The sequence below is a fragment of the Pelagibacterium xiamenense genome, assembly GCF_021166475.1.
Taxonomy (GTDB): domain Bacteria; phylum Pseudomonadota; class Alphaproteobacteria; order Rhizobiales; family Devosiaceae; genus Pelagibacterium; species Pelagibacterium xiamenense.
Map to the genome: position 1 here is coordinate 392,024 of NZ_JAJOYS010000003.1, position 26,831 is coordinate 418,854.

Genomic DNA, 26,831 nt, shown 5'->3' on the forward strand with positions numbered 1-26,831 from the left:
AAATACGCCTTCCAAAGCATGCTATGCTATTTTCTGCCAAATTTTTAGAAACTGACTTCACCGGCAACAGGGGACGCACTGCCATGCCGCCAATCTTCCGCCTTTTCACAACGCGGCTTGCTCCGGTGCTTCTGGCATGGGCCGTCCTCCTTGGCGCCGCCCCGGCACAGGCGCAGCTCTCGATCATTCGCGACGCCGAAATCGAAGCCATGGTCGCCGATTTCGCCGAACCCCTCCTGCGCGCCGCCGGCATGCCGCGCACACCCCGGATCGTGATCGTCAACGAGCGCCGCTTCAACGCCTTCGTCACCGAGGAAGGCGATATCTACGTCAACTACGGCACGATCCTGGAATCGCCGAACCCCGCTGCGCTCAAGGCTGTACTCGCCCACGAAATCGGGCATCTCGCGGGCGGCCACGTCGCGCGCCTGCGCGAGCAGATGGAACTGCGCGCCCGCGTGCAGGCGGTGACCATGTTCATGGGTATCGGCGCCATCGCCGCGGCGTCGGGCTCCGGCGCCTCCAGCGACGTATCGCAAATGGCGAGTGCCATGATAATGGCTTCCCAGTCCGCCTCCATCAATTCGCTCATGGCCTATCGCCAGGGCGAGGAAAGTGCCGCGGACGCTGCCGCGCTGCGCATCCTCGAGGCGGCCGGACAGACCCCGCGGGGGCTCGTCGATACCCTCACCATCCTCATGCAGAACCAGGTCCAGCGCGCCGGAGCTTCGGGCTACCTTTCGACCCACCCGCTCGCCCAGGACCGCCTCCAGCAGGTCGAATTGACGGCCCGGCAGAGCCCCTATTGGTCGCGCGGCGATTCGAGCGCCGACATTCAGGCGCTCGACATGGCCAAAGCCAAGCTTGCCGGCTTCCTCGAAGGCACCGCAACGGTCGCCAACCGCTACCCCAATTCCAACGGCTCTCTCGCCGCGCGCTATGCCCGCGTGATCGCGGCCTACAAGGCCGGCGGTGGCGTCAGCGCCCTGCAGATCATGCCCTCGCTGATTTCCGCCGCCCCCTCCAACGCCTATCTGCGCGAACTCTACGGCCAGATGCTCTACGAGCTCGGCCGCCCCGCCGAAGCCCTCGTCCCGCTGCGTCGGGCCGTGGAACTTGCGCCCGATGCGACGCTCATCCGCATTCTCTACGGTCAGGCGCTGGTGGGCGCCGGTGGAACGTCCAACCTCAACGAGGCCATTCTGCAGCTCAAGCGCTCGGCGGTCGCTGAACCGCGCAACGTCCGCATCCACCTTCTGCTCTCGCAGGCATACGGCGGGCTCGGCATGGCCGGACACGCCTCGCTTGCGGCCGCCGAGGCGGCCTTGTGGCGCGGCGAGGCCTCGACGGCGCGCGGACTGGCCCGCCAGGCGCAGGGCCAACTCCCACAGGGCTCGCCTGAATGGTTGCGTGCGGGCGATATTCTCGCCATGAACTGACGACGAAACCGGACGATTCGGGACTTTCGCCATGCAGAAAAGCCTCAATCTGGCCCTCACCGGCGCGGTCGCCGTTCTCGCGGCCGCCGTCGTCGGCCTGTTCGTCACGCGCCCCGCCCCCGGCCCGAGCCCGGACGACATCCGCGCCCTCGTTTCCGAGGCCGTCGAAACCCGCATCGCGGCTCTCGAACGCCACCAGGGCGACACCATGGACACCGCGAGCCTCGGCACCGAGATCGAATCCTACCTGCTGGGCAATCCCGGTATCCTCGAGGACATGTCCCTAGCGCTCGAAACCGAACGTCGCGCCGCCCAGGCCCAGGAGGCCCGCGTCGCCCTCGCCCGGTTCGAGGATCAGATCTACAACGACCCCGCCAACATCGTCCTCGGCAACCCCCAGGGCGACGTAACGCTGGTCGAAATGTTCGACTACAATTGCGGCTACTGCCGCCGCGTCGTCGCCGACGTGCTGGCGTTGGTCGAGGAAGACCCCAACCTGCGCGTCATCCTCAAGGAATTTCCGATCCTTTCCGAAGGGTCGGTCGCAGCGGCGCGCGTCGGTATCATGGTCAACCGCCAGGGCGGCGACTACAAGGCCTTCCACGCGGCGCTCTTTTCCGGGCGCGGCACAGTCGACGCCAATGCCGCGCTCGCGGCAGCCGAGAATATCGGCCTCGATGCCAGCGCCATCGAAACCGGCATGAATTCCGGCGACGTCACCGCCGCGCTTCAGCGCAGCTACCAGATCGCACAGGGCCTCGGCATCTCAGGCACGCCGACCTTCATCATCGGCGATGAAATCATCCCCGGGGCGGTCGACAAGGCTGAACTCACCCGCCGGATCGCCAACATGCGCGCATGCGGCGAAACCGTGTGCAATACCGATGGCTGAACCAGCGGAAGACAAAATCTCGGCGCGCCGCCTCGACCGTGTAGCTCGGTGTTTCAGCCCTTCGGGCCGCCTGCAGCGGTGGCCGGCGCGCCGGACCGATCAGGAACTTGCGCTCTGGGTCATTTGGTCCCAACTGCCCGGTGCCGGACAACACGATGAGCTCGAAATCAATGCTATGCTGCGCACCTGGCACGACTACGAGGATTTCGTGCTCCTGCGGCGCGAGCTATGCGACCTCGATCTCTTGCGCCGCACGCCTGACGGACGCATCTACCGCCGTGTCGCCCATACGATGCCGCCCGAGGCAGTCGCCGTCGTCGAAAGGCTCGACAATGCCAGCCTCTAAAGCACAAATCCCCCCGATCACCTTTGCCTTTTTCGTGCATTTCCTATAACGCGAACTTGCGTAAGGCGATGCGGTAAGGAACAAGCATAATCTATGGCAAAACGCGTGCTCATCCTGAACGGCCCGAACCTCAATCTCCTGGGGACCCGGGAGAAATCCGTCTATGGCAGCAAGACGCTGGCGGACATCGAGGCGGACTGCAAGTCCGCCTGCGCGGCACACGGGTTTTCGTGCGATTTCCGGCAGTCCAACCATGAAGGCGAACTCGTCGACTGGATCCAGTCCGCGCGCAAGACGGCCGATGCACTGATCATCAACCCTGCCGCCTATTCGCACACCTCGGTTGCCATCCACGATGCGCTCAGGACGCTCGAGGTACCGGTCATCGAGGTACATCTTTCAAACATTCACCAGCGCGAACCCTTCCGCCATCATTCCTACGTATCGGCGGTGGCGACCGGCGTCATTTGCGGGCTCGGGCCCAAAGGCTATACACTCGCCATCGACGCCCTGGCTGACGACTGAACCATTGAGAAAAGCGCCCTCCGCGTTTGGGGGCCTGTGGAGAACGATAGAATGGCAAAAATTTCACAGGTCGATCAGGACCTCATCCGCACCATCGCAGAGCTGGTCAACGAGGCCAATCTCGCCGAGATTGAACTCGAGCAGGATGACTTCCGCATCCGCGTGACCCGCACGCTGCCGGCCAAGGAAGTTGTTCAGGTCTCCGCGCCGGGATACGCACCCGCTCCCGCAGCGCCCGCCGCGCCCCAGCCCGCTGCAGCGGCTGCGCCCACCCCCGCGGCGTCCGCCGCGCCCGAGGATCTTGCCGCGAGCCCCAACACATTGACCTCGCCCATGGTCGGCACGGCCTATCTCGCGCCCGAGCCCGGCGCCAAGCCGTTTATCGAGGTCGGGACCAAGGTCGCCGAGGGCCAGACAGTCCTGATCGTCGAAGCGATGAAGACCATGAACCAGATCCCGGCGCACAAATCCGGCACCATCACGCGTATCCTCGTCGACGATGCGACGCCGGTCGAATACGGCGAACCTCTCGTCGTCATCGAGTAAGGCGGCGCCATGTTTTCCAAGGTTCTCATAGCCAATCGCGGCGAGATCGCCCTCAGGATCCTGCGCGCGTGCAAGGAACTCGGCATCCAGACCGTCGCCATCCACTCCCAGGCCGATGCCAATGCCATGCATGTCCGGCTCGCCGATGAGAGTGTCTGCGTCGGTCCCAACCCGGCCAAGGACAGCTATCTCAACATCCCCTCCATCCTTGCCGCCTGCGAGATCACAGGCGCCGAGGCTGTGCACCCGGGTTACGGTTTCCTCTCGGAAAACGCTCGCTTCGCCCGCATTCTCGAAGAGCACAAGATCAGCTTCATCGGCCCCTCGGCGCGCCACATCGAAATCATGGGCGACAAGATCGAGGCCAAGAATACCGCGCTCGAACTCGGCATCCCGTGCGTCCCCGGCTCGGCCGGCGCGATCACGAGCGAAGCCGACGCCAAGAAGGTCGCGGCCGAAATCGGCTACCCTGTCCTCATCAAGGCCGCCTCCGGCGGCGGTGGGCGTGGCATGAAGGTCGCCAAGTCCGAAGCAGATCTTTCAGTCGCCTATTCGACGGCCCGCTCGGAAGCCAAGGCTGCTTTCGGCGACGATGCCGTCTATATGGAAAAATACCTCGGCAAGCCGCGCCACATCGAAGTGCAGGTGATCGGCGATGGCCAGGGCAACGCGGTGCATTTGGGCACCCGCGACTGTTCGCTGCAACGCCGCCACCAGAAGGTCTGGGAAGAAGCCGCAGCGCCGACGGTTCCCATGGAGCAGCAGCAGGAGATTGGCGAAATCTGCGCCGCCGCCATGCGCAAGCTCAAATACTCGGGCGCCGGCACGATCGAATTCCTCTACGAGGACGGCAATTTCTATTTCATCGAAATGAACACGCGCCTCCAGGTCGAGCACCCGGTCACCGAGCGCATCACCAATTTCGATATCGTTTACGAGCAGATCCGCGTCGCCGCGGGTGAAAAGCTGTCGCTCAAGCAGGAAGACGTCGAGTATTTCGGCCACGCCATCGAAGTGCGTATCAACGCGGAGGACCCGCAGACCTTTGCGCCCTCGCCCGGCAAGATTACGTATTATCATCCGGCCGGCGGTGTCGGCGTGCGCGTGGATGCGGCGGTCTATCAAGGCTATGCGATCCCGCCCTACTACGACAGCCTCATTGGCAAGCTGATCGTGCACGGGCGCACGCGCCAGGAATGCCTCCAGCGCTTGAACCGCGCGCTCGACGAGTTCATCGTCGACGGTGTCAAGACGACGCTGCCGCTCTTCCGGCGCCTGATCAAGGAACCGGACATCCAGGCCGGGAATTACGACATCCACTGGCTGGAACACTATCTCGAGCACAACAAGGCGTAGGGGATTTCCTCCTGCGCCAACCGAAGCGATGCAGGAATGACCCGCAAAAGCGATGATCCCTTCGACATCGAACTGACGCCGGAACTCATTCTGCGCGCTTACCAGGCCGGCATCTTTCCCATGTCCGAAAGCGCGGACGACCCGGATATCTTCTGGGTCTCCCCGCAAATGCGCGGCGTCATTCCCCTCAACGGATTCCGCGTCTCAAAAAGCCTCGCCAAGACACTGCGCAAGCACAAATTTTCGATCCGCGTCGACCAGGATTTCCCCGCCACCATTGCGGGCTGCGCCACGTCCGGGAGCGAACGGGAATCGACCTGGATCAATTCCACTATCATCGACCTTTACGGGCAGCTCTTTGAAATGGGCTATTGCCATACGGTCGAAATCTACGATGGCGAGCGCCTCGTCGGCGGCCTCTACGGGCTCGCCATCGGCGGCGCCTTTTTTGGGGAATCGATGTTTCACCGCGCCACCGACGCGTCGAAAATCGCCCTGGCCCATCTCGTCGACCGGCTGAATGCCGGCGGCTACGCGCTGCTCGACACGCAGTTCATCACCCCCCATCTGGCATCGATGGGCGCAATCGAGATCCCGCGGGCCATCTATGAGGTCCGGCTGGCCGGAGCGCTCTCGATGAAGGCCGACTTTTACGCCTGGGACCGGTTCAATCCCTCTCGTCCGCGCGGCTCCTGACCACGCACGCTATCGCTGATCCGGCGGTGGAATGTCCGAGGTCTGCTTGCAGTCGATCAGCCAGATATCGTACACCGCGTCGTCGATCGCGTTGAGCGCGGGGCTTTCGGCGAACATCCAGCCGGTGAAGATGCGCTGGATCGACGCCCGCAACGAGACTTCGTCCACCTCGACAAAGGCCGTGATCTTCTGGGCTTCGCTCGCCGGGCGCGAGTGGCATACACGCGGGGTCAGTTGCAGCGAGCCGAACTGCACGGTCTCGTCGATATAGACGTCGAATGTCGTGATCCGGCCCGTGATCTTGTCGAGTCCGCGAAATACGGCCACCGGATTGGCGATCGGTTGCGCAAGAACGCTTGCCGGAACAAGGGCCAGAAGGGCGCCGGCCAGCCATCCCGAAAACCGGAAACCCAAGCGCCGATTTCCCCAGCCGCCCGGCATCGCGAGAAGACCTATTCCGGCGACCACGCGTCGTAGTCGCCCGTAACGCGCGGGCGCTCGGTGCCGGTGAGGATGGAGCCGTCCGGCCGATAGGCGGCGGCTGTTCCCGTCAGGTTCGGCAGATGCGCCTTTTCCCAGTCGTGCCGCTTGTACTCGGCCTCGCTCGGGGCGACGTCCGTGCGGTAATGCATCCAGCCGTGCCAGCCCGGCGGAATCGCGGACGCTTCGGCCGGGCCGTTATAGATGACCCAGCGCCGGCCATCCTTCTTGCCCTTGTAGTAGACATTGCCGAACTCGTCCTCGCCCACCTTGATCCCGCGCAGGGCGGTAAAGATGCGGGTCGAGAGCGTCTGCCTGTTCCACCAGCCAAAGAGTTCGAAGATGAATTGCTTCATGGCGCTGTCGTCCAACTGGAAAGGATTCGGCGCCTCGTGGCGCCTCGAGATCGTCTTGCGTTTAGCACGGTCAAATCCCCGCGCCTACCCCGAACCACTGCGGCTTTTTCCCCCTGCGATTGTGACAATCGTGGAAAAGCGAAAATTCGCCGAAAAAAAGCCGCTTGACACCGATTCGCCGGTCACCCCCTGAGTCTCCTCAACCCGAAGAGCATAGGCAGCGCGAGCACTTAGCCTCGTTTTCCCAAAAATAACTTCATTAACCCAGTCCGAAACCGTGCCCGATCCGCGCGCGTTAACCCCATGAACCAAGCATGACGTTTTCCTCGCTATCCACAGTGAAATACACTATATTTAGGTTCGACCCATTTCGCAGACACAAATTGTAGTCGACAGCGGCGATTGACGACGCCCTCCAGAATCGAAAAAGGTTTCGGTCTCGGGGGCCAACGAGTCCCATTCCAGATCGACACTTTCGGGTCGGACGATCAATCGCTTGCAAAGGGGCACCGGCGCAAGCGAACCGGCTTAGTTTGGGGAACCATAGACCATGCATATCGAACGGCGTTTCACCAAGGCGGGCCAGTCGGCCTATGCGGGGATCGAATTCAAGAGCGCAACGAGCGAGATCCGCAACCCCGATGGTTCGGTGGTTTTCAAGCTCGAGGATATTGCCGTGCCGGCCTCCTGGAGCCAGGTGGCCGCCGACATCATCGCGCAGAAATATTTCCGCAAGGCCGGCGTCGCCAAGGTCCTCAAAAAGGTCGAGGAAAACGACGTTCCCTCCTGGCTCTGGCGCTCGGTGCCGGACGAAAAGGCGCTCGCCAAACTCCCCGAGGACGAGCGCTACGGATCGGAAATGGACAGCCGCCAGGTCTTCGATCGCCTTGCCGGCACATGGACCTATTGGGGCTGGAAGGGCGGCTACTTCTCCTCCGAGGAAGACGCACGCGCCTACTATGACGAGCTGTGCTACATGCTCGCCACCCAGCGCGTCGCCCCGAACTCGCCGCAATGGTTCAACACGGGCCTCTTCTGGGCCTATGGCATCGACGGCCCCGGCCAGGGCCACTTCTATGTGGACCCGTTCACCGGCAAGCTGACCCAGTCGAAATCCGCCTACGAGCACCCGCAGCCCCACGCGTGCTTCATCCAGTCGGTCGATGACGATCTCGTCAACGAGAACGGCATCATGGACCTCTGGGTCCGCGAGGCGCGTCTGTTCAAATACGGCTCGGGCACCGGCTCGAACTTCAGCAAACTCCGCGGCGAAGGCGAACGCCTTTCGGGCGGCGGAAAATCCTCGGGCCTGATGAGTTTCCTCAAGATCGGCGACCGCGCTGCGGGCGCCATCAAGTCCGGCGGCACCACCCGCCGCGCCGCCAAGATGGTCGTTGTCGATATCGACCACCCTGATATCGAGGACTACATCAACTGGAAGGTGAAGGAAGAACAGAAGGTCGCCGCGCTGGTGACCGGTTCGAAGACCGTTTCCAGGCACCTGAAGCTCATCATGAAAGCCGCCGTCAATTGCGACGGCAATGGCGACGACTGCTTCGACCCCAACAAGAACCCGGCTTTGAAGCGCGAGGTGAAGGCCGCGAAAAAGGCGCTGGTGCCGGAAAACTACATCTTCCGCGTCATCCAGTTCGCAAAGCAGGGCTATACCGACATCGAGTTCCCCGTCTACGACACCGACTGGGACAGCGAAGCCTATCTGACCGTTTCGGGCCAGAATTCGAACAATTCGGTCCGCGTCACCGACGAATTCCTCAACGCCGTCGAGGCCGATGGCGAATGGAACCTCATTTCGCGCCAGACCGGCAAGCCCACCAAATCGCTCAACGCCCGTGAGCTGTGGGACACGATCGGCTACGCCGCATGGGCCTCCGCCGACCCTGGCATTCAGTACCACACCACCATCAACGAGTGGCACACCTCCCCCGAGGCTGGTCCGATCAACGCGTCCAATCCGTGCTCGGAATATATGTTCCTCGACGACACGGCGTGTAATCTCGCCTCGATCAACCTCCTGCCCTTCCGTGGCAAGGATGGCGTCTTCAACACCGCCGATTACGAGCACGCGGTCCGGCTCTGGACGCTGGTCCTCGAAGTCTCGGTAATGATGGCCCAGTTCCCCTCGCGCGCCATCGCCGAGCGCTCCTACCTCTACCGCACGCTCGGGCTCGGCTACGCCAATATCGGCGGGCTCCTTATGACCTCGGGCATCCCCTATGATTCGGAGGAAGGCCGCGCCATCGCCGGCGCGCTGACGGCCATCCTCACCGGCGTCGCCTACGCGACCTCGGCCGAAATCGCCTCCGAACTCGGTGCCTTCAAGGATTATAAGCGCAACGCCAAGCACATGCTGCGCGTCATCCGCAATCACCGCAATGCGGCCTACGGCAACACCAACGGCTATGAGGGGCTGTCCATCGCCCCGGTCCCGCTCGACCACGCCGCGTGCCCCGACCAGAACCTGATCGACCGCGCCAAGACCGCCTGGGACACGGCCCTCGAACTGGGTGAAAAGCACGGCTACCGCAACGCGCAGGTCTCTGTGATCGCCCCCACGGGCACCATCGGGCTCGTGATGGATTGCGACACCACCGGCATCGAGCCCGATTTCGCGCTCGTCAAATTCAAGAAGCTCGCCGGCGGCGGTTACTTCAAGATTATCAACCGCGCTGTCCCCGAAGCCCTGCGGACGCTCGGCTATTCCGAAGACCAGATCGCCGAGATCGAGGCTTATGCCGTCGGCCACGGCAACCTCAACCAGGCCCCGGCGATCAACCCGACAAGCCTCAAGGCCAAGGGCCTCACCGACGCGCACATCGAAAAGCTCAACGCGGGGATGAAGTCGGCCTTCGACATCAAGTTCGTCTTCAACCAGTGGACGCTGGGCGCCGATACGCTCAAGGCGCTGGGCGTCTCCGACGAGCAGCTTGCCGACCCGACCTTCGAGCTCCTGCCCTTCCTGGGCTTCTCCAAAAAGGACATCGAAGCGGCCAACATCCACGTTTGCGGCGCGATGACCCTCGAAGGCGCACCGTTCCTCAAGGACGAGCACCTGCCCGTCTTCGATTGCGCCAACCCCTGCGGCAAGATCGGCAAGCGCTACCTTTCGGTCGAAAGCCACATCCGCATGATGGCCGCGGCTCAGCCGTTCATCTCGGGCGCGATCTCCAAGACGATCAACATGCCCAACGACGCAACGGTCGAGGACTGCAAGGAAGCCTATATGCTCTCCTGGAAGCTGGCGCTCAAAGCCAACGCGCTCTACCGCGACGGCTCCAAGCTCTCCCAGCCGCTCAACGCCTCGCTTCTGGCCGATGACGACGAGGATGAGGACGAGGTTGCCGATCTCGCCGCCCTTCCCGCCGCCGAGCGCACGCCGGTGGTCACCGAGAAGATCGTCGAAAAGATCATCGAGAAGGCCGTTCGCGATCGCGAAAAAATGCCCGACCGCCGCAAGGGCTATACCCAGAAGGCGATCGTCGGCGGCCACAAGGTCTATCTGCGGACCGGCGAATACGACGACGGCCGCCTTGGCGAGATCTTCATCGACATGCACAAGGAAGGCGCCGCCTTCCGCGCCATGATGAACAATTTTGCCATCGCGATCTCGCTTGGCCTGCAATACGGCGTGCCGCTCGACGAATTCGTCGAGGCCTTCACCTTCACCCGCTTCGAGCCGGCCGGCCTCGTGATGGGCAACGACCAGATCAAGAACGCGACCTCGATCCTCGATTATGTGTTCCGCGAACTGGCGATCTCCTATCTCGACCGCACCGACCTCGCCCACGTCACCCCGGATGCCGGATCGACCTCCATCGGTCAGGGCGTTTCCGAAGACAAGCAGGTGAAAGACCGCGGCAACGCCCCCTCACCCGTCTCGGCGGACCGCTTCGTCTCCCGCGGCATGACCCGCGGCCGGGTCAAGGACAAGAACCTGATGCTGGTCTCCAGCCAGGACCTCAACCTCCCCAACCCGGTCCAGGCCCTGCAGACCTCGACAATGACGGCGCTCAAATCCGGCACGGCATTGAAAGCGGACACGCAAACGGCCCCCGAACCCGAGGCCGAAGCGACCCCCGCGCCCAAGACAAAGGACACCAACGCCCTGCGCGTCGAAGCCCAGATGAAAGGCTATGTCGGGGAATCTTGCCCCGAGTGCCAGAACTTCACGCTGGTGCGGAATGGCACGTGTTTGAAGTGCGATACGTGTGGGTCGACGACTGGGTGTAGTTGAGGGCTAGCCGTTGAACGAGCAGCAAAGGTCAAAGCGGACGGATACTATGGACATTGCCGCCGACTACGCCTTTGCTCTCGCCTACCAGTGGTGGTTGAATTGTGACGCCTATTTTGCGAACGCGCTCAGGTCCGGCAAGGTTCTTAATGGCGATTGGGTCCGGAAAATCGGTTTCGTCTATTTGGTCAATCGCAGCATCCGGAAAAACAGGGAAGACAGCTTTGCGTCCTGTATCCGAGAGTCTGGGCAAATCAATGGGATGCCGCTTCCGGAGCGTGCGAAGCTGTTATCTTGCGCGTTGACCAAATGGGTCGGCGAGGAGAGGCGCCATCCCAACGCCCAAGGGCGGATCGTATTTCCGCTCTCTGCTGCCTCCAAGATCAGTTGGTTCGTTTGGCCGTGTGGCTGGACGATGTATGACGGCCTTGCCAGTCAGGCTGTCTTGGGCGCTAAGACGGCCACTGATAGCGTCGACCGAATGGAGAGTTTTTATTCTACCTTGTCGAAGAACGGGTGGAACGAGGTACTACGGGACGTGCGTCTGGATATTGCCGAATGCAACATGGATGAACGACTTGCCGAACGAACCTTAGATAAGCACTTGTTCCTGTTGGGTCTGCCCATGGATAGAAGAACCGAGCAGGAACAGCAACTAGAGGCGTTCCTTTCGGCTCTTCCGAAACAAGCGCAGGATGAAGCCAGGTGTATCGGCCGGAAGGTCGGAGTTCATCTAAGGTCAGCACGACTGGGCACAGCCCATTAAGCCGTATTCGGCAACAAACTGAAACCCCTTATCCCAAACTTATCCCCGCCCCCCAAACCTCTGCCATACTTCTCCTCACGGCCGCACCAAGGGCGAGGATGCATACGAGCTTCCGGTGAGGGCAGGATTGGAGAGACGGGATGCGTGGGGCTGAGCCGAGGCCTCATTTGATCCCGCGGCGCTCCGGTATTGTCCGCCAGGCCGGTTCGGGTCCGATGGAGGTCGCTCCAGCGGAGGCCCAAAGGGTGCTCACTCGCGCCAAGGCGACACGTCCCCCGATGCGTCGGGCCAGGATCAGCGCGCCATACCCTCGAAAGAGGGAGGGGATCGTCCCCGGCGGGGTATCCATAAGCCGAAAATCCCGGATGTATGCGGCGAGGCGTGCCTCGCTTATCTACAACTACCCAGTATGAGGCTACGTCTCGCCGCATACCGCCCTACTTTGATCGAACCTGAAGGCTCATTGCCGGAGGGCGCGTTGACGCGCCCAAAACGAGAAACGTCCGCCGGGACTCGCCTCCCTACGCCCCCGAAAACGTCACCTTCACGCCGCGCTGGCGGAAATAGGCCTGCATCGTCTTGCGGCCGGATCGGTTGTTCTGGGCCAGCTTGGACGGGTCGAAGACAGCTTCCTTAATGCCCTCGCGGGCCATCGCCTGTTTCAATGACGCAATATGAGCGTCGATGTCGGCATTGTCCGCCTGCAGCGAGGCATAGATGGTCTCGGTCGCTTCTGCCACACTCGGCTCGCTCATATTCGATCGTCCTTTCACGCGTTAGGCCGTCCGATTAGCACAAGTCGTGGCACGGGCCTACAGCTCTCGGAGGTTGGGCCGAGGCTCAACCAGCTCCGCGGCGCCTGATGTCAGTCAGCGTCCGGCTTCCTGTCGCGTTGCAACCACGATTGCGCCGCCACCAGATCGTCCTGCACAATATCATGCCCTGCATCGATCCGGCGGGCGTCAAGCTCGGCGCCACGGGCCCTTAGCCAGTCCTCGAGTGCACCGGCATGCTGGCCGTAAGGGTCATGCGCGCCCGTCAGCAGCAGAACGCCTTTCCCGGTCAGGTCTGCATCGGGCAGTTCATCGAGCGCCGCCATCGCGCGGATCAGGATGGCTCTGCGGATGGTGTCAGGGTGCAGTCCCATCACCGCGGCGGCAAAATTCGCCCCGTTCGAATAGCCCAGGAACGTCATTCCAGCCGGATCCAGCCCGTAGCCCGTGACCGCGCCGTCGACGAATGCGGCGAAAGCCTCGGCCTCGGCCCGTATGTCCGGTTGATCGAAACGCACCATCGAGAGGCGGCGGAACCAGCGCGCCACGCCTTCCTCGTGGCTGCGGCCGCGGACGCCAAGCAGCGTGGCGTGCGGCGCGATCCGGTGGGCGAGAGGCATCAGATCCGCCTCGTTGCCGCCGGTGCCATGCAACAGAACGATCGTGCTGCCGTCCGGGTCGTCCGGCGTGTAGAAACGGTGGACGAACGGCAGCTCCCGCATCGGTCGCCGCGTCTCCCCCGGCAGCGCAAACTGGGGCAGCATTACGCGCAGATCCTCGGCACGAGCGGCATCACCGGGCGGCACGAACAGGTGTTTCCCCAGATCCTCAATCGATTCGTCGACCACAAAGCCGGGTCCATCCGTAGCCAGTTCCATCAAGGTTCCGCCCGGCTCTCGCACATAAAGCGAGGTGAAGTACTTTCGGTCGTGGAAGCTGGTCGGCGAAGCGTTGATCTGTGAGAGCTCGGCCTGAACCGTGCGAACGGTTGCCACATCCCGGGCCCGGAATGCGACATGGTCGGCGGTACCGGTGCCCGGAACGCCCGGCACGTATCCCGATGCGTCGCGGATATCGACGGCATCCGTTTCGGACCGCATGCGCCGGACATTGCCCATGACCGCGTCCTGCCGAAAACCGAACCTGCCGACGAAATCCGCCGTCTCGTCCGGCTTGTCCGTCAAAATGGTCACAGCGCGCAGCCGGCGGATCGCCAGAGCGCTATCGCCCCAGGGCGCGGTTGCCGGGAGATCGGCCCCGACGAGTTTGACGATCACCCCGTCCGGGTCCTTCAGTCTCAGGACGGGTTCTCCGAATTCCCGCTTGGGACCTTCGATGGGCACGCGGTGTTCGAGCGCCCGGGTAAGCCAGTCGCCGATGCTCGAGGGGGGCACTGCAAATGCCACTTCCGCGACCTGGCCATTGCCGACCCGGCCCGGCGCACCTTCTTCCCAGACCAGAAAGGTGATGATTGAACCGGGCGCGCCTTCCGCGTCGCCATAAAACAGGTGGAGCTGCGTGCTGTCTTCGAAGCCGCCGGTGCGCTTGACCAGACGAAGTCCGAGAAAGCCGACATAGAAATCGACATTCGCCTGCACCCCCCGGGTGATCAGCGTGACGTGGTGAATGCCAGTCATTGCTATTCCCTGTCTGCCGGATCTGCCGATGACCGATGTTTTCAATAGGCTTCGGCGTCTTGTCAATTTCACGGTGGCAGTGCGACCGATGGCGACTATCCAGAGCAGCTAGGCCAATCGCGTATCCCGTAGTTCCCCGCTCTCGGCAAGGATCGGATAGGCCACGCTCGCAAAGAGCGAGTTGATCGTCTTGAGCGCCCGCACCGTTTCGAGGTGAATGTTGCTCGTTTCGATGCTCCGGTGCGCCCCGTCGCGCAGCCTTTGCAGGTGGCCGGTGGCGCTGGCGCGTTCGGCGCGGCTCATTTCTTCCTTTTCCTCGAGCAGCAGCCGCGCGGATTCGCGGTCCTCCGACATCAGAACGTTGAGCGCCAACTGCATGTTCTGCATCACGCGGTGATGCAGTTCATTGAGCTCGCGCCAGCCGGCGGGAGAGAATTTGAGGTTCTGGTCGCGCCGGGTCTCGGCCAGCGTCATCAGCGTCTTGGCAATGGCATCGCCGACATATTCGAGGTTGATCGCGAAATTGGCGAGTTCCTGCGCGCGCCGTGCGTCGTCGTCGAGATCGTCGGGGTAATTGATCTTGGCAAGGTAGAGCTTGATTTCCGATTGGGCGGTATCCACCGCCTGCTCGAGCCGCTTGACCTGCTTGATCTTTTCCGGATCGCCGGTCTCATAAAGCTCCATCAGGGGCGCCAGCATGCGCTCGATGATCTCCGCCATGCGCAAAAGCTCGCGCTTGGCGCTCGCCAGGGCCAGCGGCGGCTGGTCGATGACCGACGGGTCGAGCCGCGAGCCCGGCTCCTCGAGCGGCTCGGGCGCGCCATCGGAAGAAACGATGATCCGCTCCATCAGCTTCGCCACGAGCCCCGTGAGCGGCAGGCAGAGGATGAGGAGCGCAAAATTGAACCCCAGGTGCAGATTGATAAGCCGTGTCGCCTCGCTCACCCCGAGCCAGTCAATCGAGGGCCGCAGAAGATGGAAGCCAAGCAGCACGACGACCGCGCCGGCGCCGCGGAACAAAAGATTGCCCGCAGCGATCCGGCGCGCCTCGATAACGCTGCTGCGCGTCAGGGTCAGGGCAATCAGCCCGCCTCCGAGATTGGCGCCCAGAACCAGCGAAACCCCGACCTCGAGCGGCAGGATTCCCTGCCCGGCGAACGCTGCGATCATGAGGATCGACGCCACCGACGAATGCACCAGCCAGGTGAACGCCGCCCCGATCAGGAACGCGGTCACGAAATCGGCCGCAAGATAGCCCAGGACGCCGGACACGACCGTTCCGGTCTCCCGCAATGGCGCCGTCGCAACGCCGATCATCTGGAGCGACACGAGGATAAGCGCGATGCCGATCAGAATGCGCCCGCCCTGCCGCCAGGTCCGCGTCTGCCCTTTGAAAAAGGCCGTGCCGCCAGCGATCAGCAAGAGCGGCACCAGCCATTGCAGGTCGATCGAGAGGATCTGCACGACCAGCGACGACCCGAGATCCGCTCCCAGCATGAGCGTGAGGCCGGTCGCAAGGCTCAAGACCCCGCTTCCGGCGAACCCCGCCGCCAGAAGCGCGACCGCGGTCGAACTCTGGAGAACGACGGCGATCCCGGCCCCGATCCCCGCCGCCCGCATCCGGCCGCCACGGCTTTCGCGCAAAAGCGACCGCAGCGCCGGCGCGTGGCTCCGCTCGACGCCGGTGCGCACCATGCGCACGGCCCAAAGGAGCAGCATCACCGCACCGGCCAGATGAAACGCGACGGAATAAAGGTTCACCTCTTGGTCTCCAGGACATATTGGAACAAGCGTTCGATTATCTTACTCAAAAGAACGAATCGTACCGCCCGGTTAGATAACGCGCAAGCTGCGGGCTGAGGTCCGTCTGCGACACGGTTATACCCGTCGATCGGCGCGCCCCACACCGCATCCGGGTCCGACTGTACGAGCGTATCGTCAGGAGCGTATTGGTCCAGAGCCGCACACTATGGTGATCCAGCACTTGGCGGGCATCAAGAACATTCGCGATTCGTGAAAACCCGATCTCGAGCATGGGCGGCCGGAAATCGGGGACGATGCGCGCGGCATCCTCCACGAAGGCCGCCATGGGCTCGCGACGGCGCCGGGTATCAAGGCGTCTTTCGGGGTATTGTCCGGGAACGCGGCCCGAACCAGAGTTCGGACCTCAGGCGGCTTTTTCGGCCTGCGGGTTGGCAATCGCGATATTGCGGCCATCCCGGTCGAACAGAACCGGTTCACCTTCCGGTGCCGTAAAGCCGACCGTCTGGCCGCGGTGCAAAGGCATATCGCCATCGAGCACGGCCAGCCATTGCGTTCCGCCACCCAGCCGGAAGTTGACGATCGTCTCGTTGCCCAGCCGTTCGACCAGATCGACGGTTCCCTTGATCGGCCCGTCCGCACCGGTCCGCAGCGCATGCGGCCGGATACCGAGCGTCATGGCATCGCCCGGCCGCGCCGTGGCGCCCGGAATGGACACGCGCAGGTCGTCGATCTCGTCGGCCTGAACAACGATCGTATCGCCCTCGATGCCTTTCACCGTGACCGGCAGGAAATTCATCTTCGGGCTGCCGATGAACCCGGCGACGAAGAGGTTGGCCGGATGCTGGTAGAGCTCGATCGGCGCACCGGCTTGCTGAACTTCGCCGCCATTGAGCACCACGATCTTGTCCGCCAGCGTCATCGCCTCGACCTGGTCGTGCGTGACATAGATCATCGTCGCCCCAAGCTCCTGGTGCAGCTTGGACAATTCCATGCGCATATCGACCCGTAGCGCGGCGTCGAGGTTCGAAAGCGGTTCGTCGAAGAGGAACACTTCGGGCTGGCGCACGATGGCCCGGCCGATCGCGACACGCTGTCGTTGCCCACCGGACAATTGCGAGGGCTTGCGGTCCAGCAGGTGCTCCATCTGCAGAATGCGTGCCGCATCCCGGATCTTCTTGTCCCGCCCATCCTTGGGCGCCTTGGCGAGTTTCAGCCCGAACCCGACATTGTCGTAGACCGTCATGTGCGGATAAAGCGCATAGGACTGGAAGACCATGGCGATACCGCGATCCCGGGGTTCGACGTCGTTGCAAAGCACATTGCCGATATGAAGCGAGCCCGCGGTGATCTCCTCGAGCCCGGCGATCATGCGCAAAAGTGTGGACTTCCCGCATCCCGATGGCCCTACGAAGACAACGAACTCGCCGTGCGCGATCTCGAGGTCGATGCCCTTGATGACCTCGACGGCGCCATAGCTCTTGCGAATGGATTTGAGAGTTAGATCAGACATAAACCTTCGCCTTCACCCTTTGACCGCGCCCGAGGTCATGCCCGCGACAATCTGGCGATTGAAGAACAGGAACACGATCAGAGGGGGAATGGTCACCAGTAGGATGTTCATGAACAGGAGGTTGTAGGACGTGTTGAACTGGCTCTGGAAGTTGTAGAGCGTCAGTTGCACGGTGACGTTGTCATTGCCCGGCAGGTAGTAGAGCGGGTTGACGAAATCGTTGAAGATAGCGACCGACTGCACGACGATCACGGTGATCGTCACCGGCTTGAGCATGGGCAGGATCACCCGAAAGAAGATATCCATTGGCCGCGCACCATCGATGATCGCCGCCTCATCCATCTCGCGCGGGATCGTCGCCACGAAGGCGCGATAAAGGATAATGCAGAACGAGATGTTGTAGGCGACCTCGATAAAGATCATCCCGTGCAGCGTCGCGAACAGTCCCAGCTGCTGAAGGAGCCAGATCGTCGGCACCACCGCAGGCGGCATCATCAGCCCGGCAAGGACGAGAAAGTCGACAAGCCCGTTCCACCACGCCTTCCGCCGCTGGCGGACATACCCCACCATCGCCGCAAGGATCACCAGAAGCGTGATCGAGCCCACAGTCAGAATTGTGGAATTGATATAGGCGGTGATCAGCATGAAATCGCGTGTCGAGATCACCGTCCAGAAATTCTCCCAGAGCGGAAAACTGGTGGGCCAGGTAAAGTCGAGTTGCGCGGCTTGCGTGCGATCCTTGACCGCCGTCAGGACGATGAACAGGAAGGGCACGACGAAAACGAAGCCTGCGCCGATGAGCGCCGCAACGGTCAGACCGTAACGCCGGACGAGGGTCATTGGTGCCCCTCCTTGCGGTTGAGATAGAGGTAGAGCGGCACGGCCATCGCCGCGATCAGGACGAAGAGCACGACGTTACCCGCCGTCGAAAGCCCGTAGAACCCGGCCTGGTACTGCTTGTAAATGACCGACGCGAGGACGTCCGAGGCAAAGCCGGGGCCGCCGCGCGTCATCGCCCAGACGAGTTCGAAATTCCGGAGCCCGTGGATGAAACTGAGGATCACCACGGTCACCATCGCCGGGCGCGAAAGCGGCAATGTGATATAGACGAAGCGCTCCCACCCCGTCGCTCCGTCGATCCGCGCGGCCTCGTAATAGTCCTGCGGGATCGAAACGATGCCGGCAATGAAGATGACCGTCGCCAGCCCCACCCCGCGCCAGACCTCGACGAAGGCAACCGAATAGATCGCAAGCGAGGGATTGGTCAACCAGCCCGGCCCCTTGATACCCAGAAGCCCCAGCCCCGCATTGATGATCCCGTCGGTGGGATGCATCATTGCGGTAAAGGCGATGCCGACGCCCACGGTGCTCACCAGCACCGGAAAGAACACCACCGAGCGCAACAGCCCCCGCGCGTGGATCTGCGAGGTCAGCAGAACCGCGAGCCCCAGCCCGAACACCACCTTGAGAGCGCAGGTCAGGAGCGCGAAAATGATGGTGTTGACGACGCCTTGGATGAGGAAGGGCTCCTCAAAGAACGCGACGAAATTGTCGAGCCCGATGAAGCTCGAATTGAAGAGCGTCCAGCGCGTCAGGCTGAAATAAAGCGAGGCAAACGTCGGGATCAGAAACAGAATGCCGTAGACAATCGCCGCGGGCAGCAAAAACCACGTCGGATAAGGACTTGATCTGCGCCGGTGCCGGGGCTTGGCCGGCACCGCGATTGGGGTGGAGACCGTTGTCGTCATGAACCGCCATCCTCACGAATGTTCGCGTGGCGGCCCCGCGAACGGGACCGCCACTGGCTGATAAGGGAGGCCTACCAGCCTTCGAGACCCAGTTGCTGCGCCTGACGCTCCACGTCCTGATCGTAAAGTGCCGCCGCATCTTCAGGTGACCGGATCCCGGACCCGACTTCGACAGTAAGCTGTTCGAGGGTCGGTCCCTTGACCGGCGAGAGGAACTCCAGCGCCGGGGCGGTTCGTCCGTCCTCTTCGAAATAGGGCAGCATGTCGGCGGTCGCCGCGGGCACGTCGCTGGGCAGATCGCATCCTTCGACAAGATAGGGGCCGGTAGCGCCCACGGCCTCGGTGATCGCGTTGCAGCCATCCACACTGGCAACGAAATCGAGGAAGGCCATCGCCTCTTCTGGATGCGAGGTGGTCTTGGGAACGTAGAGCGCGGCGGGCATCCAGGTCGTCAGCCCGTTGATCTCCGGATCGCTGCCCGGCTGCGCAAAGAACCCGACACTGTCCAGATTCTCAGGATATGTCGCCTCGATGGCCGCGATCGCGAAAGTCAGCATCGGGTAATGTGCGCCCTCGCCTGTCGAGAGCATGCGCAACCCGTCATCATAGGTCGCGGCGCCAAAATCCTCGTTCATATAGCCGGCCTCATGCACCTCCGCGAGATGCCGGAAGCCTTCGAGCGCGGCATCGCTCGTCGCGTACTTCGCCTCGTTCGCCGTATAACGCTCGGCGAAATCCGGCTCCTCGGCAAGCACGTTGTAGAAATCGGCGAGAACGAAAAGCTGCGATGTCCAGGTGTCGCGATAGGTCTGGATAACCGGCACATAACCCGCTTCGGCGATCGTGGCGTTATTGGCCATGAACGCGTCCCATGTCATCGGAATCTCGAGGTCGAGCTCTTCATAGATGTCGCGGTTATAGAGAATTCCGCCGCCCATCGCCGTCTGCACGGGCACGCCATAAACGTCACCGCCCGACGTCACGGTGCTTTCAAACGAATCCAGCACGCGGTCGAGGAAGGGTTGATCCGTGAGCGGAACCAGCGTCTGGCTGGGCGCGAGTGCCTGCAGCAGAGAGCCGGAGTTGTATAGGAAGATGTCAGTCATCTGCCCTGTTGCCAGCCGGGTCTTGACGATGTTGTCGCCTTCTCCGCCACCCGGACGCGTTTCGATTTCGATGTCGATATTCGGGTTCCGCGCCTCGAAGTCGGCAACAAGCTGTTCGGTAAGCGCAACAGTGTCGGCACTGTTATCGATCAAAAGCGTCAAGTTGACCGTGTCTTGCGCAGACGCCGCTCCGGCACCGAGCGCCAAAAGCCCTACCGCGGTTCCACCAAGAAGCACGGCTGGAAAGTTCGATCTCGTCATATGGTCTCCTCCCTGTGTCGTCCGGCGCACTATTGCCCGGACCTACTTGTTCGCCCGCCTACGGGGTCCGTGATGTTGACCGGGCGAATTTCGGCAATCCCGGCCGTAGCGCGCCGGGGCTATAAACAACGATGTGCCGCCCTGCTCCGAGCGGAACATCCGCACCCGTTTCAATAGGCGTACCGTCGAGCGTCGCACCGGTATCCATTCCGGACAGCCTCAGTGTTCCCGCCGCTCCCTCCGGCACGTCGATCTCATAGGTCACCCGCCCCTCTTCGAGCCGCCAATGCGCGCGGACTTCACCCGCCGCGCTCTGATAGCTCGCGGTGACCGGCGAAAGTTCGGGCAGGATGACCGGCTCGAAGACGATATGCGCGAAGCCTGGCGCTTCCGGATCGGGCCTGATCCCCGCAACGGCTTCGAACAGCCACTGACAAACCGCGCCATAGGCGTAGTGATTGTAGGAGTTCATCTGCGGGTTGTAGATCGACCCGTCCTCCTGGATCGCGTCCCAGCGCTCCCAGATGGTCGTGGCGCCGTTCTTGACCTGATAGAGCCAACCAGGCACCTCCTCCTGCAGGAAGACCTGCTGCGCCAATCCGGTCTCGCCGAGCTTGATGAGCGCCGGCAGCAGGGCGGGCGTCCCGATGAACCCCGTCTGGATCCGGCCCTCGGCGCGCGCAATGGCATTCCGGAAGTAGCCCCGAACAGCCTCCAGCTTGTCCTCAGGCACGAGATCATGGACGATGGCCAGCGCGTACGAGGTCTGATCGTCATTGGCGATCCGACCCGATGCGGAAACGAATTCCTCCGCAAAGGCCGCTTTGACGGCGCTGGCCATCTCCTCCATGCGAACCGCGGTTTTGTCTTCACCCAAAATCCGTGCGATCCGGCCAACGAGCGACGCGGTAATATGGAGATAGATCGTCGCAGCCGCCTCATCACCGATCGTCGGTAGCGGCTTGGCGCTGGGGCCCTTGGGCTGCAGCCAATCGCCGAACGAAAAGCCGCGCTGCCCCCACTGACGCGGGGGCGAGACGATCGGCCCGTCACTGATCGACCAGACGAAATCGACCCACTTGACCATCGCCGGGAGCGCCTCGGCGAGGATGTCTTTATCGCCGTAGTGCAAATAAAGCGCCCAGGGGACGATGGCGATTGCGTCGCCCCACCCGGTCGAGCCGTAAAAGCCCGGGAAGATCTCCGGGTGCAACCGTGTTGGATCGGGCGAAACATGCGGGATCGCGCCATCCTGCCGCTGATCGGCCATCACGTCGCGGATCCATTTGACGAGGAAATCGTGGCTGTCATGCAGGTAGCACGCCGTCATCGCGAAAACCTGCGCATCCCCGGTCCAGCCGAGCCGCTCATCGCGCTGCGGGCAATCGGTGGGCACCTCGATGAAATTGGCCCGCTGCGACCAGTGGGTGTTCTCGACCAGCCGGTTGACCAGCGCGTTCCCCGACGTGAAGGTTCCCGTCCGGGGATAGACTGAACTGATCGGCACCGAAACGATGTCGAGGATCTCCGCTTCGCCTTCAATCGTTACCCGGGCGTAGCGGAACCCCTGGAAGGTAAAATACGGGCGGAACGCTTCGGTGCCCTCGCCCTTGAGCACATATTCGAGCCGCGCATCCGCCGTGCGGTAATTGGCGTTCTCGAACTGCCCGTCCTTGTCGAGAATTTCCGAATGCTCGACCACGACCCGGGCACCGGCTGCACCCTTGACTGAAAAAGCGACATAGCCGCCGGAGTTCTGCCCGAAATCGTAAAGCGCGCGCCCAGCGGTATCGCGCCATGTCTTCACGGGGGATAGCGGCTCGAGTTCGCGGACAGGCTGCGTCTCGTGGGCAATGAGCCTGTCGGGATCGAAATCGAGCACGTCGACACCGGCGGTCTCTTCAAACGCCTCCTTGCGCGCGTCATAGACCTCGCCGAAATAGATACCCGACTTGAGAATAGGCAGAAGTCCTGATGTCCAGCTTTCGTCGGTAGCCACCAGCACGGCGTCGCCGGGATCGGAGGACGCCCGTAACTCGGCTATCGCGGCAATTTTGTCGCCCCAGCAGTTGAAGATGGCGTTTTCGCCCCACATGATCTGCGAGCGGTACCACCCGTCGGCAAGCCAGATCTCGATGAGGTTCTCGCCAGCAACGAGCAGATCGCCCACGGAATAGGTCTGATAGGAGAGCCGCTTGTCGTAGCTCGTCCAGCCTGGCGTCAGAAGGTCCTCGCCCACCCGCTTGCCATTGATGAAACAGCGATAGAGCCCAAGCGCGCTGATCCGCAGCGTCTCCGCGCCGCCAACGGTTCCAACCGTAAAGTGCTTCCGGACGAACGAGGCGGGCGTGCCCACGCCACCGTCGCTAGCCGGATGCACCATGAGCGCCTGCCAGGCGTGGACCGCGGCGTGCTGTTTGGTTTCGCTCTTGAGCGTATAATGCAAGGCTGTCCTCCCGTTTCGCCTCGCACTTCCTCTCCCGGGAAGGCAAGACCGACGCTTGTGTATCGTTCTACGTAAATCGTTCTACATTTTTTACCGCTTGGCAATAGCCTTTTTGCCCAAGCGGTGCCATAAGCGTCATAAGCGCAGCGCATACCGCCCGAAAACGGCAGAAAATCAGGGAACTTATGAACGACGTTCTGGGAACAAAGCGGGAGGGGCCGGGGGCGGAAAAGCCCGGTCGCGTGACCATACGCACGGTCGCGGCGGATGCCGGCGTTTCAGTATCCGCGGTTTCGAAGGTGCTCCGCAACGCCTATGGTGTCAGCGACTCGCTCAAGGCCCGCGTCACCGCCTCGATCGAAAAGCTTGGCTACCGCCCCAACGCGTCCGCGCGTGGCATGCGCGGCAGGAGCTACACGCTGGGCGTTCTCCTGTCGGATATTCGCAACCCGTTCTTTTCGGAAATCATGGCGGGCATAAACACGGCTCTCACCGATACCCCGTACCAACCGCTTCTGGGCGTCTCGAACTCGGCGATCGGGGTTGAGCAGGCCCTGATCGACGCCATGATCGATAGACAGATGGATGGGCTGGTCTTCATCGCCCCGCGCATGGACCCAGTCGCCATCGATGCCGTCGCACGCAAAATCCCCTCCGTGGTGATCGGCCTTCACCGCCCCACCGAGGAGTTGTTCGATACCGTAAACAATGACGACGTAACGGGCGCCGAGCAGGTTGTCGATTACCTCGTGAGCCAGGGGCACAGCGCCATCGCGCATATGAGTCTCGATTTGCCGCCCGATGAGCGGCAGGCGGTGCCCTTCCAGCGCGAAAAAGGCTACTTGCAGGCAATGAACCGGCACGGCCTCGCCCGACACATCCGGGTCGTTTACGCCGAGCACAGTCCCAAAGCCCGCCAGAAGGCGCGCGAACTGCTCTCGGCGCCTGACCGGCCCGACGCGGTGTTCTGCTGGACGGACGCCTGCGCGTTCGAATCGATCAGCGCCGCAATCGAGCTCGGGCTGCGCGTTCCCGACGATGTCGCCATCGTAGGATACGACAACTCGCCGCCTTGCGACCTCGCCCAAAACAGCCTGACAAGCGTCGACCAGTCCGGCCGCCAGCTCGGGGCCGAAACCGCCCGCATGCTGATGGAACGCATCGAAGGCCGTACCCGGGCGGAGCATTTCGTCGTCGAACCCAGGCTGGTCGTGCGCGGCAGTACCCGCAACGCATAATCCGCGTGTCACCGCGGGACGAAGCCCGCCAGCCAGTCTATCGCCCCGCGCGCTGCTGCCCGGCCCGTGGCAAGGCATCCGGAGATCAAATAGCCGCCGGTCGGCGCTTCCCAGTCCAGCATTTCCCCGCAGACAAATACTCCCGGCAATGCGGTGAGCATCAGCCGATCATCGACGCTCTCCCACGACACGCCGCCTGCGGACGATATCGCCTCGGCAATCGGACGTGGCGCGGTCACGGGCAGGTCCAGGGCCTTGATCCGCGCCGCGAGTACGTCGGGCGCCAACGCCGGGGCGTCCGGCACGAGTTCGCGCACCAGGGCGGTCTTGACCGCATCGAGCCCCGCCCCTTTGCGCATCCGGTTGGAAAAGCTCGCCTTGCGCGGTTGCCGCGCCAGATCCACCGCAAGCCGGTCGACGCTCCGTCCCGGCACAAGATCGAGCGTGAGCGCAGCCGCCCCGTGTACATCCAGCGCGTCGCGCAACGCCGCCGCGTGTGCATAGACCAGCGCCCCCTCGATACCGTGACGCGAAATGACGAACTCACCGGGCACCGCCCCCGCGTCCGATGTCGCCACGACCGATTTGACCGGGGCCCCCGCGAACTTTTCCTTGAAAAGCGTGCTCCAGCCGGTTTCGAACCCGCAATTGGCGGGCCGGAACGGCGTTACGGCAACGCCGCGCCCGGTCAACCACGGCACCCACGCCGCATCCGATCCGAGCCGAGGCCAGCTTGCCCCCCCAAGCGCCAGGATCACGGCGTCGAACGAAAGTGCCTGCCGCCCATCAGGCGACGCGAATATAAGAGACGTCTTATCGAATCCCTCCCAGCCGTGCCGGACGAATACCCGCACGCCCTGCCTATCGAGCCGCCCAAGCCACGCCCGCAAGAGCGGCGACGCCTTCATTGCTTTGGGAAAGACGCGCCCTGATGACCCTACGAAGGTCTCGATGCCCAACCTCTCGGTCCACGCCCGGACATCGGCACCGGTAAACGCGTCGAGCATCGGCCGCATGCGATCCGCCGCCGCGCCGAAGCGCGAGATAAACGCGGCATGGTCATCCGCATGCGTGATATTGAGCCCGGATTTCCCCGCCATCAGGAATTTCCGTGCCACAGTCGGCATGGCCTCGAAGACAGAAACCGCGTGCCCTGCGTCCGAAAGCACCTCGGCGGCCATCAGTCCCGCCGGCCCGCCGCCGATCACTGCAATCTGCGCCATGCGCCAAAACCCCAATCAAAACCGCGCTTCTCTTCGCCCAGTCATCCACACCGCGCAAGCCCCTTCCCCCGCTGAGCGCGACCCGCTAGGCTTCCGGCTCAAAAGAGTCTCGAGGAAGGACCCATCATGTCTGAAAAAACCTTGTCCAACGCCACCATCTCCGAAGAAAAACTCGACAAGCTCGCCCAGGTCGCCATCCATACCGGGCTGGGCCTGGAGAAGGGCCAGGACCTTCTCATCACCGCGCCGATGACTGCAGCGCCGCTCGTGCGCAAGATCACCGAGCACGCCTACAAGGCCGGTGCGGGCGTCGTCACCACGATCTATTCGGACGAGGAAGCCACCCTCGCCCGCTACCGCCACGCCAATGACGAGAGCTTCGACAAGGCCCCCGACTGGCTTTACGAGGGTATGGCGAAGGCCTTCGACAACAACACCGCCCGCCTCGCCGTGGCCGGCGACAACCCGATGATGCTGGCCGACGAAGACCCCGAGAAGGTCTCCCGCGCCAGCCGTGCCACCTCGAAGGCCTATAAGCCCGCGCTCCGGAAGATTTCCGGCTTCGACATCAACTGGAACATCGTCTCCTACCCCAACGCCAAATGGGCCAAGCTCGTCTTCCCCGGCTTGGGCGAAGATGAGGCGGTCAAAAAGCTCGCGGACGCCATCTTCACCGCTTCCCGCGTCGACAATGACGATCCGGTCGCCGCATGGGCTGAACACAACGCGGAAATCCACACCCGCCGCGACTGGCTCAACAAGATGAACTTTTCGGCCCTGCATTTCACCGGCCCGGGCACGGACCTGACCGTCGGGCTTGCCGACGGCCACAAATGGGCGGGTGGCGCCTCCCAGGCCAAGAACGGGATCACCTGCAACCCGAACATTCCCACCGAGGAAGTCTTCACGACCCCGCACAAGGACCGGGTCGACGGCCACGTCCGCGCCACCAAGCCGCTCTCCTACAACGGCACGCTGATCGAAGAGATCGAAATGGTCTTCAAGGACGGCAAGGCTGTCGAGGTGCGAGCCAAAAAGGGCGAGGACATCTGGAACAAGGTGCTCGACACCGACGAGGGCGGCCGCCGCCTGGGCGAGGTCGCGCTCGTGCCTCATTCCTCGCCCATCTCGCAGTCCGGCGTGCTCTTTTACAACACGCTGTTCGACGAGAACGCCGCGTGCCACATCGCGATGGGCCAGTGCTATGCCGAGTGCATCGAAGGCGGCGGCAAGATGAGCGAAACCGAAATCGCGGATGCCGGCGGCAACGCCAGCCTCATCCACATTGACTGGATGATCGGGTCCGCCGACATCGACATCGACGGCATCACCCAGGACGGCGAGCGGGTTCCGGTCTTCCGTAAGGGTGAATGGGCACAATAAGACCACGCGAATATAAGGGCGGAGCTGTCTCTGCCCACCCTTTCCTTCGGTTACGATCCTTTCCGAGATTTCATGCGGTGGAAACATCGGT

22 protein-coding genes are annotated in these 26,831 nt (G+C 62.6%); 11 read left to right on the forward strand and 11 right to left on the reverse strand.

Going from position 1 to position 26,831, the window contains the following annotated elements:
• The first annotated feature begins 83 nt into the window (after positions 1-83).
• From LSG43_RS14540 to aat, 7 genes are all read left to right on the forward strand, one after another.
• The gene (locus LSG43_RS14540; protein ID WP_231805453.1) at positions 84-1,439 is read left to right on the forward strand and encodes a M48 family metalloprotease; all 1,356 of its coding nucleotides are present in this window, start codon (positions 84-86) and stop codon (positions 1,437-1,439) included.
• Positions 1,440-1,470: 31 nt separating this feature from the next.
• A complete protein-coding gene (locus tag LSG43_RS14545) occupies positions 1,471-2,331 on the forward strand; it encodes a DsbA family protein (protein WP_231805455.1) in 861 nt (286 codons plus the stop codon).
• Positions 2,324-2,677, forward strand: a complete 354-nt coding sequence (locus LSG43_RS14550) for a DUF2087 domain-containing protein (protein ID WP_231805457.1) — start codon at positions 2,324-2,326, stop codon at positions 2,675-2,677. The genes LSG43_RS14545 and LSG43_RS14550 overlap by 8 nt, the downstream gene beginning before the upstream one ends.
• Positions 2,678-2,770: 93 nt before the next feature.
• A complete protein-coding gene (gene aroQ, locus LSG43_RS14555; protein ID WP_231805459.1) occupies positions 2,771-3,202 on the forward strand; it encodes a type II 3-dehydroquinate dehydratase in 432 nt (143 codons plus the stop codon).
• Positions 3,203-3,253: 51 nt separating this feature from the next.
• On the forward strand, positions 3,254-3,748 hold the full coding sequence (accB, locus tag LSG43_RS14560; protein ID WP_231805461.1) for an acetyl-CoA carboxylase biotin carboxyl carrier protein: 495 nt from the start codon (positions 3,254-3,256) through the stop codon (positions 3,746-3,748).
• Between the two features lie 9 nt (positions 3,749-3,757).
• Positions 3,758-5,104, forward strand: coding sequence for an acetyl-CoA carboxylase biotin carboxylase subunit (accC, locus tag LSG43_RS14565; RefSeq protein WP_231805463.1), 1,347 nt, complete (start codon positions 3,758-3,760; stop codon positions 5,102-5,104).
• A gap of 36 nt (positions 5,105-5,140) precedes the next feature.
• Positions 5,141-5,800, forward strand: a complete 660-nt coding sequence (gene aat, locus LSG43_RS14570) for a leucyl/phenylalanyl-tRNA--protein transferase (RefSeq protein WP_231805465.1) — start codon at positions 5,141-5,143, stop codon at positions 5,798-5,800.
• A 9-nt stretch (positions 5,801-5,809) separates the two neighbouring features.
• Here aat and LSG43_RS14575 read toward each other — a convergent pair whose 3' ends face one another.
• Both LSG43_RS14575 and LSG43_RS14580 read right to left on the reverse strand, forming a co-directional pair.
• Positions 5,810-6,241, reverse strand: coding sequence for a DUF2155 domain-containing protein (locus LSG43_RS14575; protein WP_231805700.1), 432 nt, complete (start codon positions 6,239-6,241; stop codon positions 5,810-5,812).
• Between the two features lie 11 nt (positions 6,242-6,252).
• Positions 6,253-6,636 (reverse strand): NADH:ubiquinone oxidoreductase subunit NDUFA12, encoded by a 384-nt coding sequence (locus LSG43_RS14580; protein WP_231805467.1) that lies wholly within the window; start codon positions 6,634-6,636, stop codon positions 6,253-6,255.
• 550 nt (positions 6,637-7,186) lie between these two features.
• Between LSG43_RS14580 and LSG43_RS14585 the strand changes: the two genes are divergently transcribed.
• Positions 7,187-10,888 (forward strand): vitamin B12-dependent ribonucleotide reductase, encoded by a 3,702-nt coding sequence (locus tag LSG43_RS14585; RefSeq protein WP_231805469.1) that lies wholly within the window; start codon positions 7,187-7,189, stop codon positions 10,886-10,888.
• A 46-nt stretch (positions 10,889-10,934) separates the two neighbouring features.
• Positions 10,935-11,651: a hypothetical protein gene (locus LSG43_RS14590; protein WP_231805471.1), complete on the forward strand. Its 717-nt coding sequence runs from the start codon at positions 10,935-10,937 to the stop codon at positions 11,649-11,651.
• A gap of 521 nt (positions 11,652-12,172) precedes the next feature.
• On the opposite strand, the gene LSG43_RS14595 is transcribed toward LSG43_RS14590, so the two are convergent.
• From LSG43_RS14595 to LSG43_RS14630, 8 genes are all read right to left on the reverse strand, one after another.
• Positions 12,173-12,406 (reverse strand): hypothetical protein, encoded by a 234-nt coding sequence (locus tag LSG43_RS14595; RefSeq protein ID WP_231805473.1) that lies wholly within the window; start codon positions 12,404-12,406, stop codon positions 12,173-12,175.
• A gap of 110 nt (positions 12,407-12,516) precedes the next feature.
• Entirely contained in the window at positions 12,517-14,061 is a 1,545-nt protein-coding gene (locus tag LSG43_RS14600; RefSeq protein ID WP_231805475.1) for a VOC family protein, read from the reverse strand.
• A gap of 108 nt (positions 14,062-14,169) precedes the next feature.
• A complete protein-coding gene (locus LSG43_RS14605; protein WP_231805477.1) occupies positions 14,170-15,822 on the reverse strand; it encodes a Na/Pi cotransporter family protein in 1,653 nt (550 codons plus the stop codon).
• A 406-nt stretch (positions 15,823-16,228) separates the two neighbouring features.
• On the reverse strand, positions 16,229-17,335 hold the full coding sequence (locus tag LSG43_RS14610) for an ABC transporter ATP-binding protein (protein WP_304622655.1): 1,107 nt from the start codon (positions 17,333-17,335) through the stop codon (positions 16,229-16,231).
• Between the two features lie 12 nt (positions 17,336-17,347).
• Positions 17,348-18,175: a carbohydrate ABC transporter permease gene (locus LSG43_RS14615; protein ID WP_231805479.1), complete on the reverse strand. Its 828-nt coding sequence runs from the start codon at positions 18,173-18,175 to the stop codon at positions 17,348-17,350.
• Positions 18,172-19,083, reverse strand: a complete 912-nt coding sequence (locus LSG43_RS14620; RefSeq protein ID WP_231805481.1) for a carbohydrate ABC transporter permease — start codon at positions 19,081-19,083, stop codon at positions 18,172-18,174. The genes LSG43_RS14615 and LSG43_RS14620 overlap by 4 nt, the downstream gene beginning before the upstream one ends.
• 71 nt (positions 19,084-19,154) lie before the next feature.
• The gene (locus LSG43_RS14625) at positions 19,155-20,450 is read right to left on the reverse strand and encodes an ABC transporter substrate-binding protein (RefSeq protein WP_231805483.1); all 1,296 of its coding nucleotides are present in this window, start codon (positions 20,448-20,450) and stop codon (positions 19,155-19,157) included.
• A gap of 58 nt (positions 20,451-20,508) precedes the next feature.
• A complete protein-coding gene (locus LSG43_RS14630; protein WP_231805702.1) occupies positions 20,509-22,833 on the reverse strand; it encodes an alpha-L-rhamnosidase in 2,325 nt (774 codons plus the stop codon).
• Between the two features lie 305 nt (positions 22,834-23,138).
• Between LSG43_RS14630 and LSG43_RS14635 the strand changes: the two genes are divergently transcribed.
• Complete coding sequence (locus tag LSG43_RS14635; RefSeq protein WP_231805485.1) at positions 23,139-24,134, forward strand: LacI family DNA-binding transcriptional regulator; 996 nt, start codon at positions 23,139-23,141, stop codon at positions 24,132-24,134.
• Between the two features lie 8 nt (positions 24,135-24,142).
• Here the strand turns inward: LSG43_RS14635 and LSG43_RS14640 are convergent, their stop codons facing one another.
• The gene (locus LSG43_RS14640; protein ID WP_231805487.1) at positions 24,143-25,357 is read right to left on the reverse strand and encodes a TIGR03862 family flavoprotein; all 1,215 of its coding nucleotides are present in this window, start codon (positions 25,355-25,357) and stop codon (positions 24,143-24,145) included.
• Between the two features lie 126 nt (positions 25,358-25,483).
• Between LSG43_RS14640 and LSG43_RS14645 the strand changes: the two genes are divergently transcribed.
• A complete protein-coding gene (locus LSG43_RS14645; RefSeq protein WP_231805489.1) occupies positions 25,484-26,740 on the forward strand; it encodes an aminopeptidase in 1,257 nt (418 codons plus the stop codon).
• Positions 26,741-26,831 lie beyond the last annotated feature (91 nt).

Bases quoted from the DNA above. Each gene is read 5' to 3' on its own strand.
- LSG43_RS14620 (WP_231805481.1), bottom strand. From the start codon at position 19,083: ATGACGACAACGGTCTCCACCCCAATCGCGGTGCCGGCCAAGCCCCGG.
- LSG43_RS14610 (WP_304622655.1), bottom strand. From the start codon at position 17,335: ATGTCTGATCTAACTCTCAAATCCATTCGCAAGAGCTATGGCGCCGTC.
- LSG43_RS14640 (WP_231805487.1), bottom strand. From the start codon at position 25,357: ATGGCGCAGATTGCAGTGATCGGCGGCGGGCCGGCGGGACTGATGGCC.
- LSG43_RS14540 (WP_231805453.1), top strand. From the start codon at position 84: ATGCCGCCAATCTTCCGCCTTTTCACAACGCGGCTTGCTCCGGTGCTT.
- LSG43_RS14580 (WP_231805467.1), bottom strand. From the start codon at position 6,636: ATGAAGCAATTCATCTTCGAACTCTTTGGCTGGTGGAACAGGCAGACG.
- accB (WP_231805461.1), top strand. From the start codon at position 3,254: ATGGCAAAAATTTCACAGGTCGATCAGGACCTCATCCGCACCATCGCA.
- LSG43_RS14615 (WP_231805479.1), bottom strand. From the start codon at position 18,175: ATGACCCTCGTCCGGCGTTACGGTCTGACCGTTGCGGCGCTCATCGGC.
- accC (WP_231805463.1), top strand. From the start codon at position 3,758: ATGTTTTCCAAGGTTCTCATAGCCAATCGCGGCGAGATCGCCCTCAGG.
- LSG43_RS14545 (WP_231805455.1), top strand. From the start codon at position 1,471: ATGCAGAAAAGCCTCAATCTGGCCCTCACCGGCGCGGTCGCCGTTCTC.
- LSG43_RS14590 (WP_231805471.1), top strand. From the start codon at position 10,935: ATGGACATTGCCGCCGACTACGCCTTTGCTCTCGCCTACCAGTGGTGG.
- LSG43_RS14645 (WP_231805489.1), top strand. From the start codon at position 25,484: ATGTCTGAAAAAACCTTGTCCAACGCCACCATCTCCGAAGAAAAACTC.
- aat (WP_231805465.1), top strand. From the start codon at position 5,141: ATGACCCGCAAAAGCGATGATCCCTTCGACATCGAACTGACGCCGGAA.
- LSG43_RS14630 (WP_231805702.1), bottom strand. From the start codon at position 22,833: ATGGTGCATCCGGCTAGCGACGGTGGCGTGGGCACGCCCGCCTCGTTC.
- LSG43_RS14625 (WP_231805483.1), bottom strand. From the start codon at position 20,450: ATGACGAGATCGAACTTTCCAGCCGTGCTTCTTGGTGGAACCGCGGTA.
- aroQ (WP_231805459.1), top strand. From the start codon at position 2,771: ATGGCAAAACGCGTGCTCATCCTGAACGGCCCGAACCTCAATCTCCTG.
- LSG43_RS14600 (WP_231805475.1), bottom strand. From the start codon at position 14,061: ATGACTGGCATTCACCACGTCACGCTGATCACCCGGGGGGTGCAGGCG.
- LSG43_RS14585 (WP_231805469.1), top strand. From the start codon at position 7,187: ATGCATATCGAACGGCGTTTCACCAAGGCGGGCCAGTCGGCCTATGCG.
- LSG43_RS14575 (WP_231805700.1), bottom strand. From the start codon at position 6,241: ATGCCGGGCGGCTGGGGAAATCGGCGCTTGGGTTTCCGGTTTTCGGGA.
- LSG43_RS14595 (WP_231805473.1), bottom strand. From the start codon at position 12,406: ATGAGCGAGCCGAGTGTGGCAGAAGCGACCGAGACCATCTATGCCTCG.
- LSG43_RS14550 (WP_231805457.1), top strand. From the start codon at position 2,324: ATGGCTGAACCAGCGGAAGACAAAATCTCGGCGCGCCGCCTCGACCGT.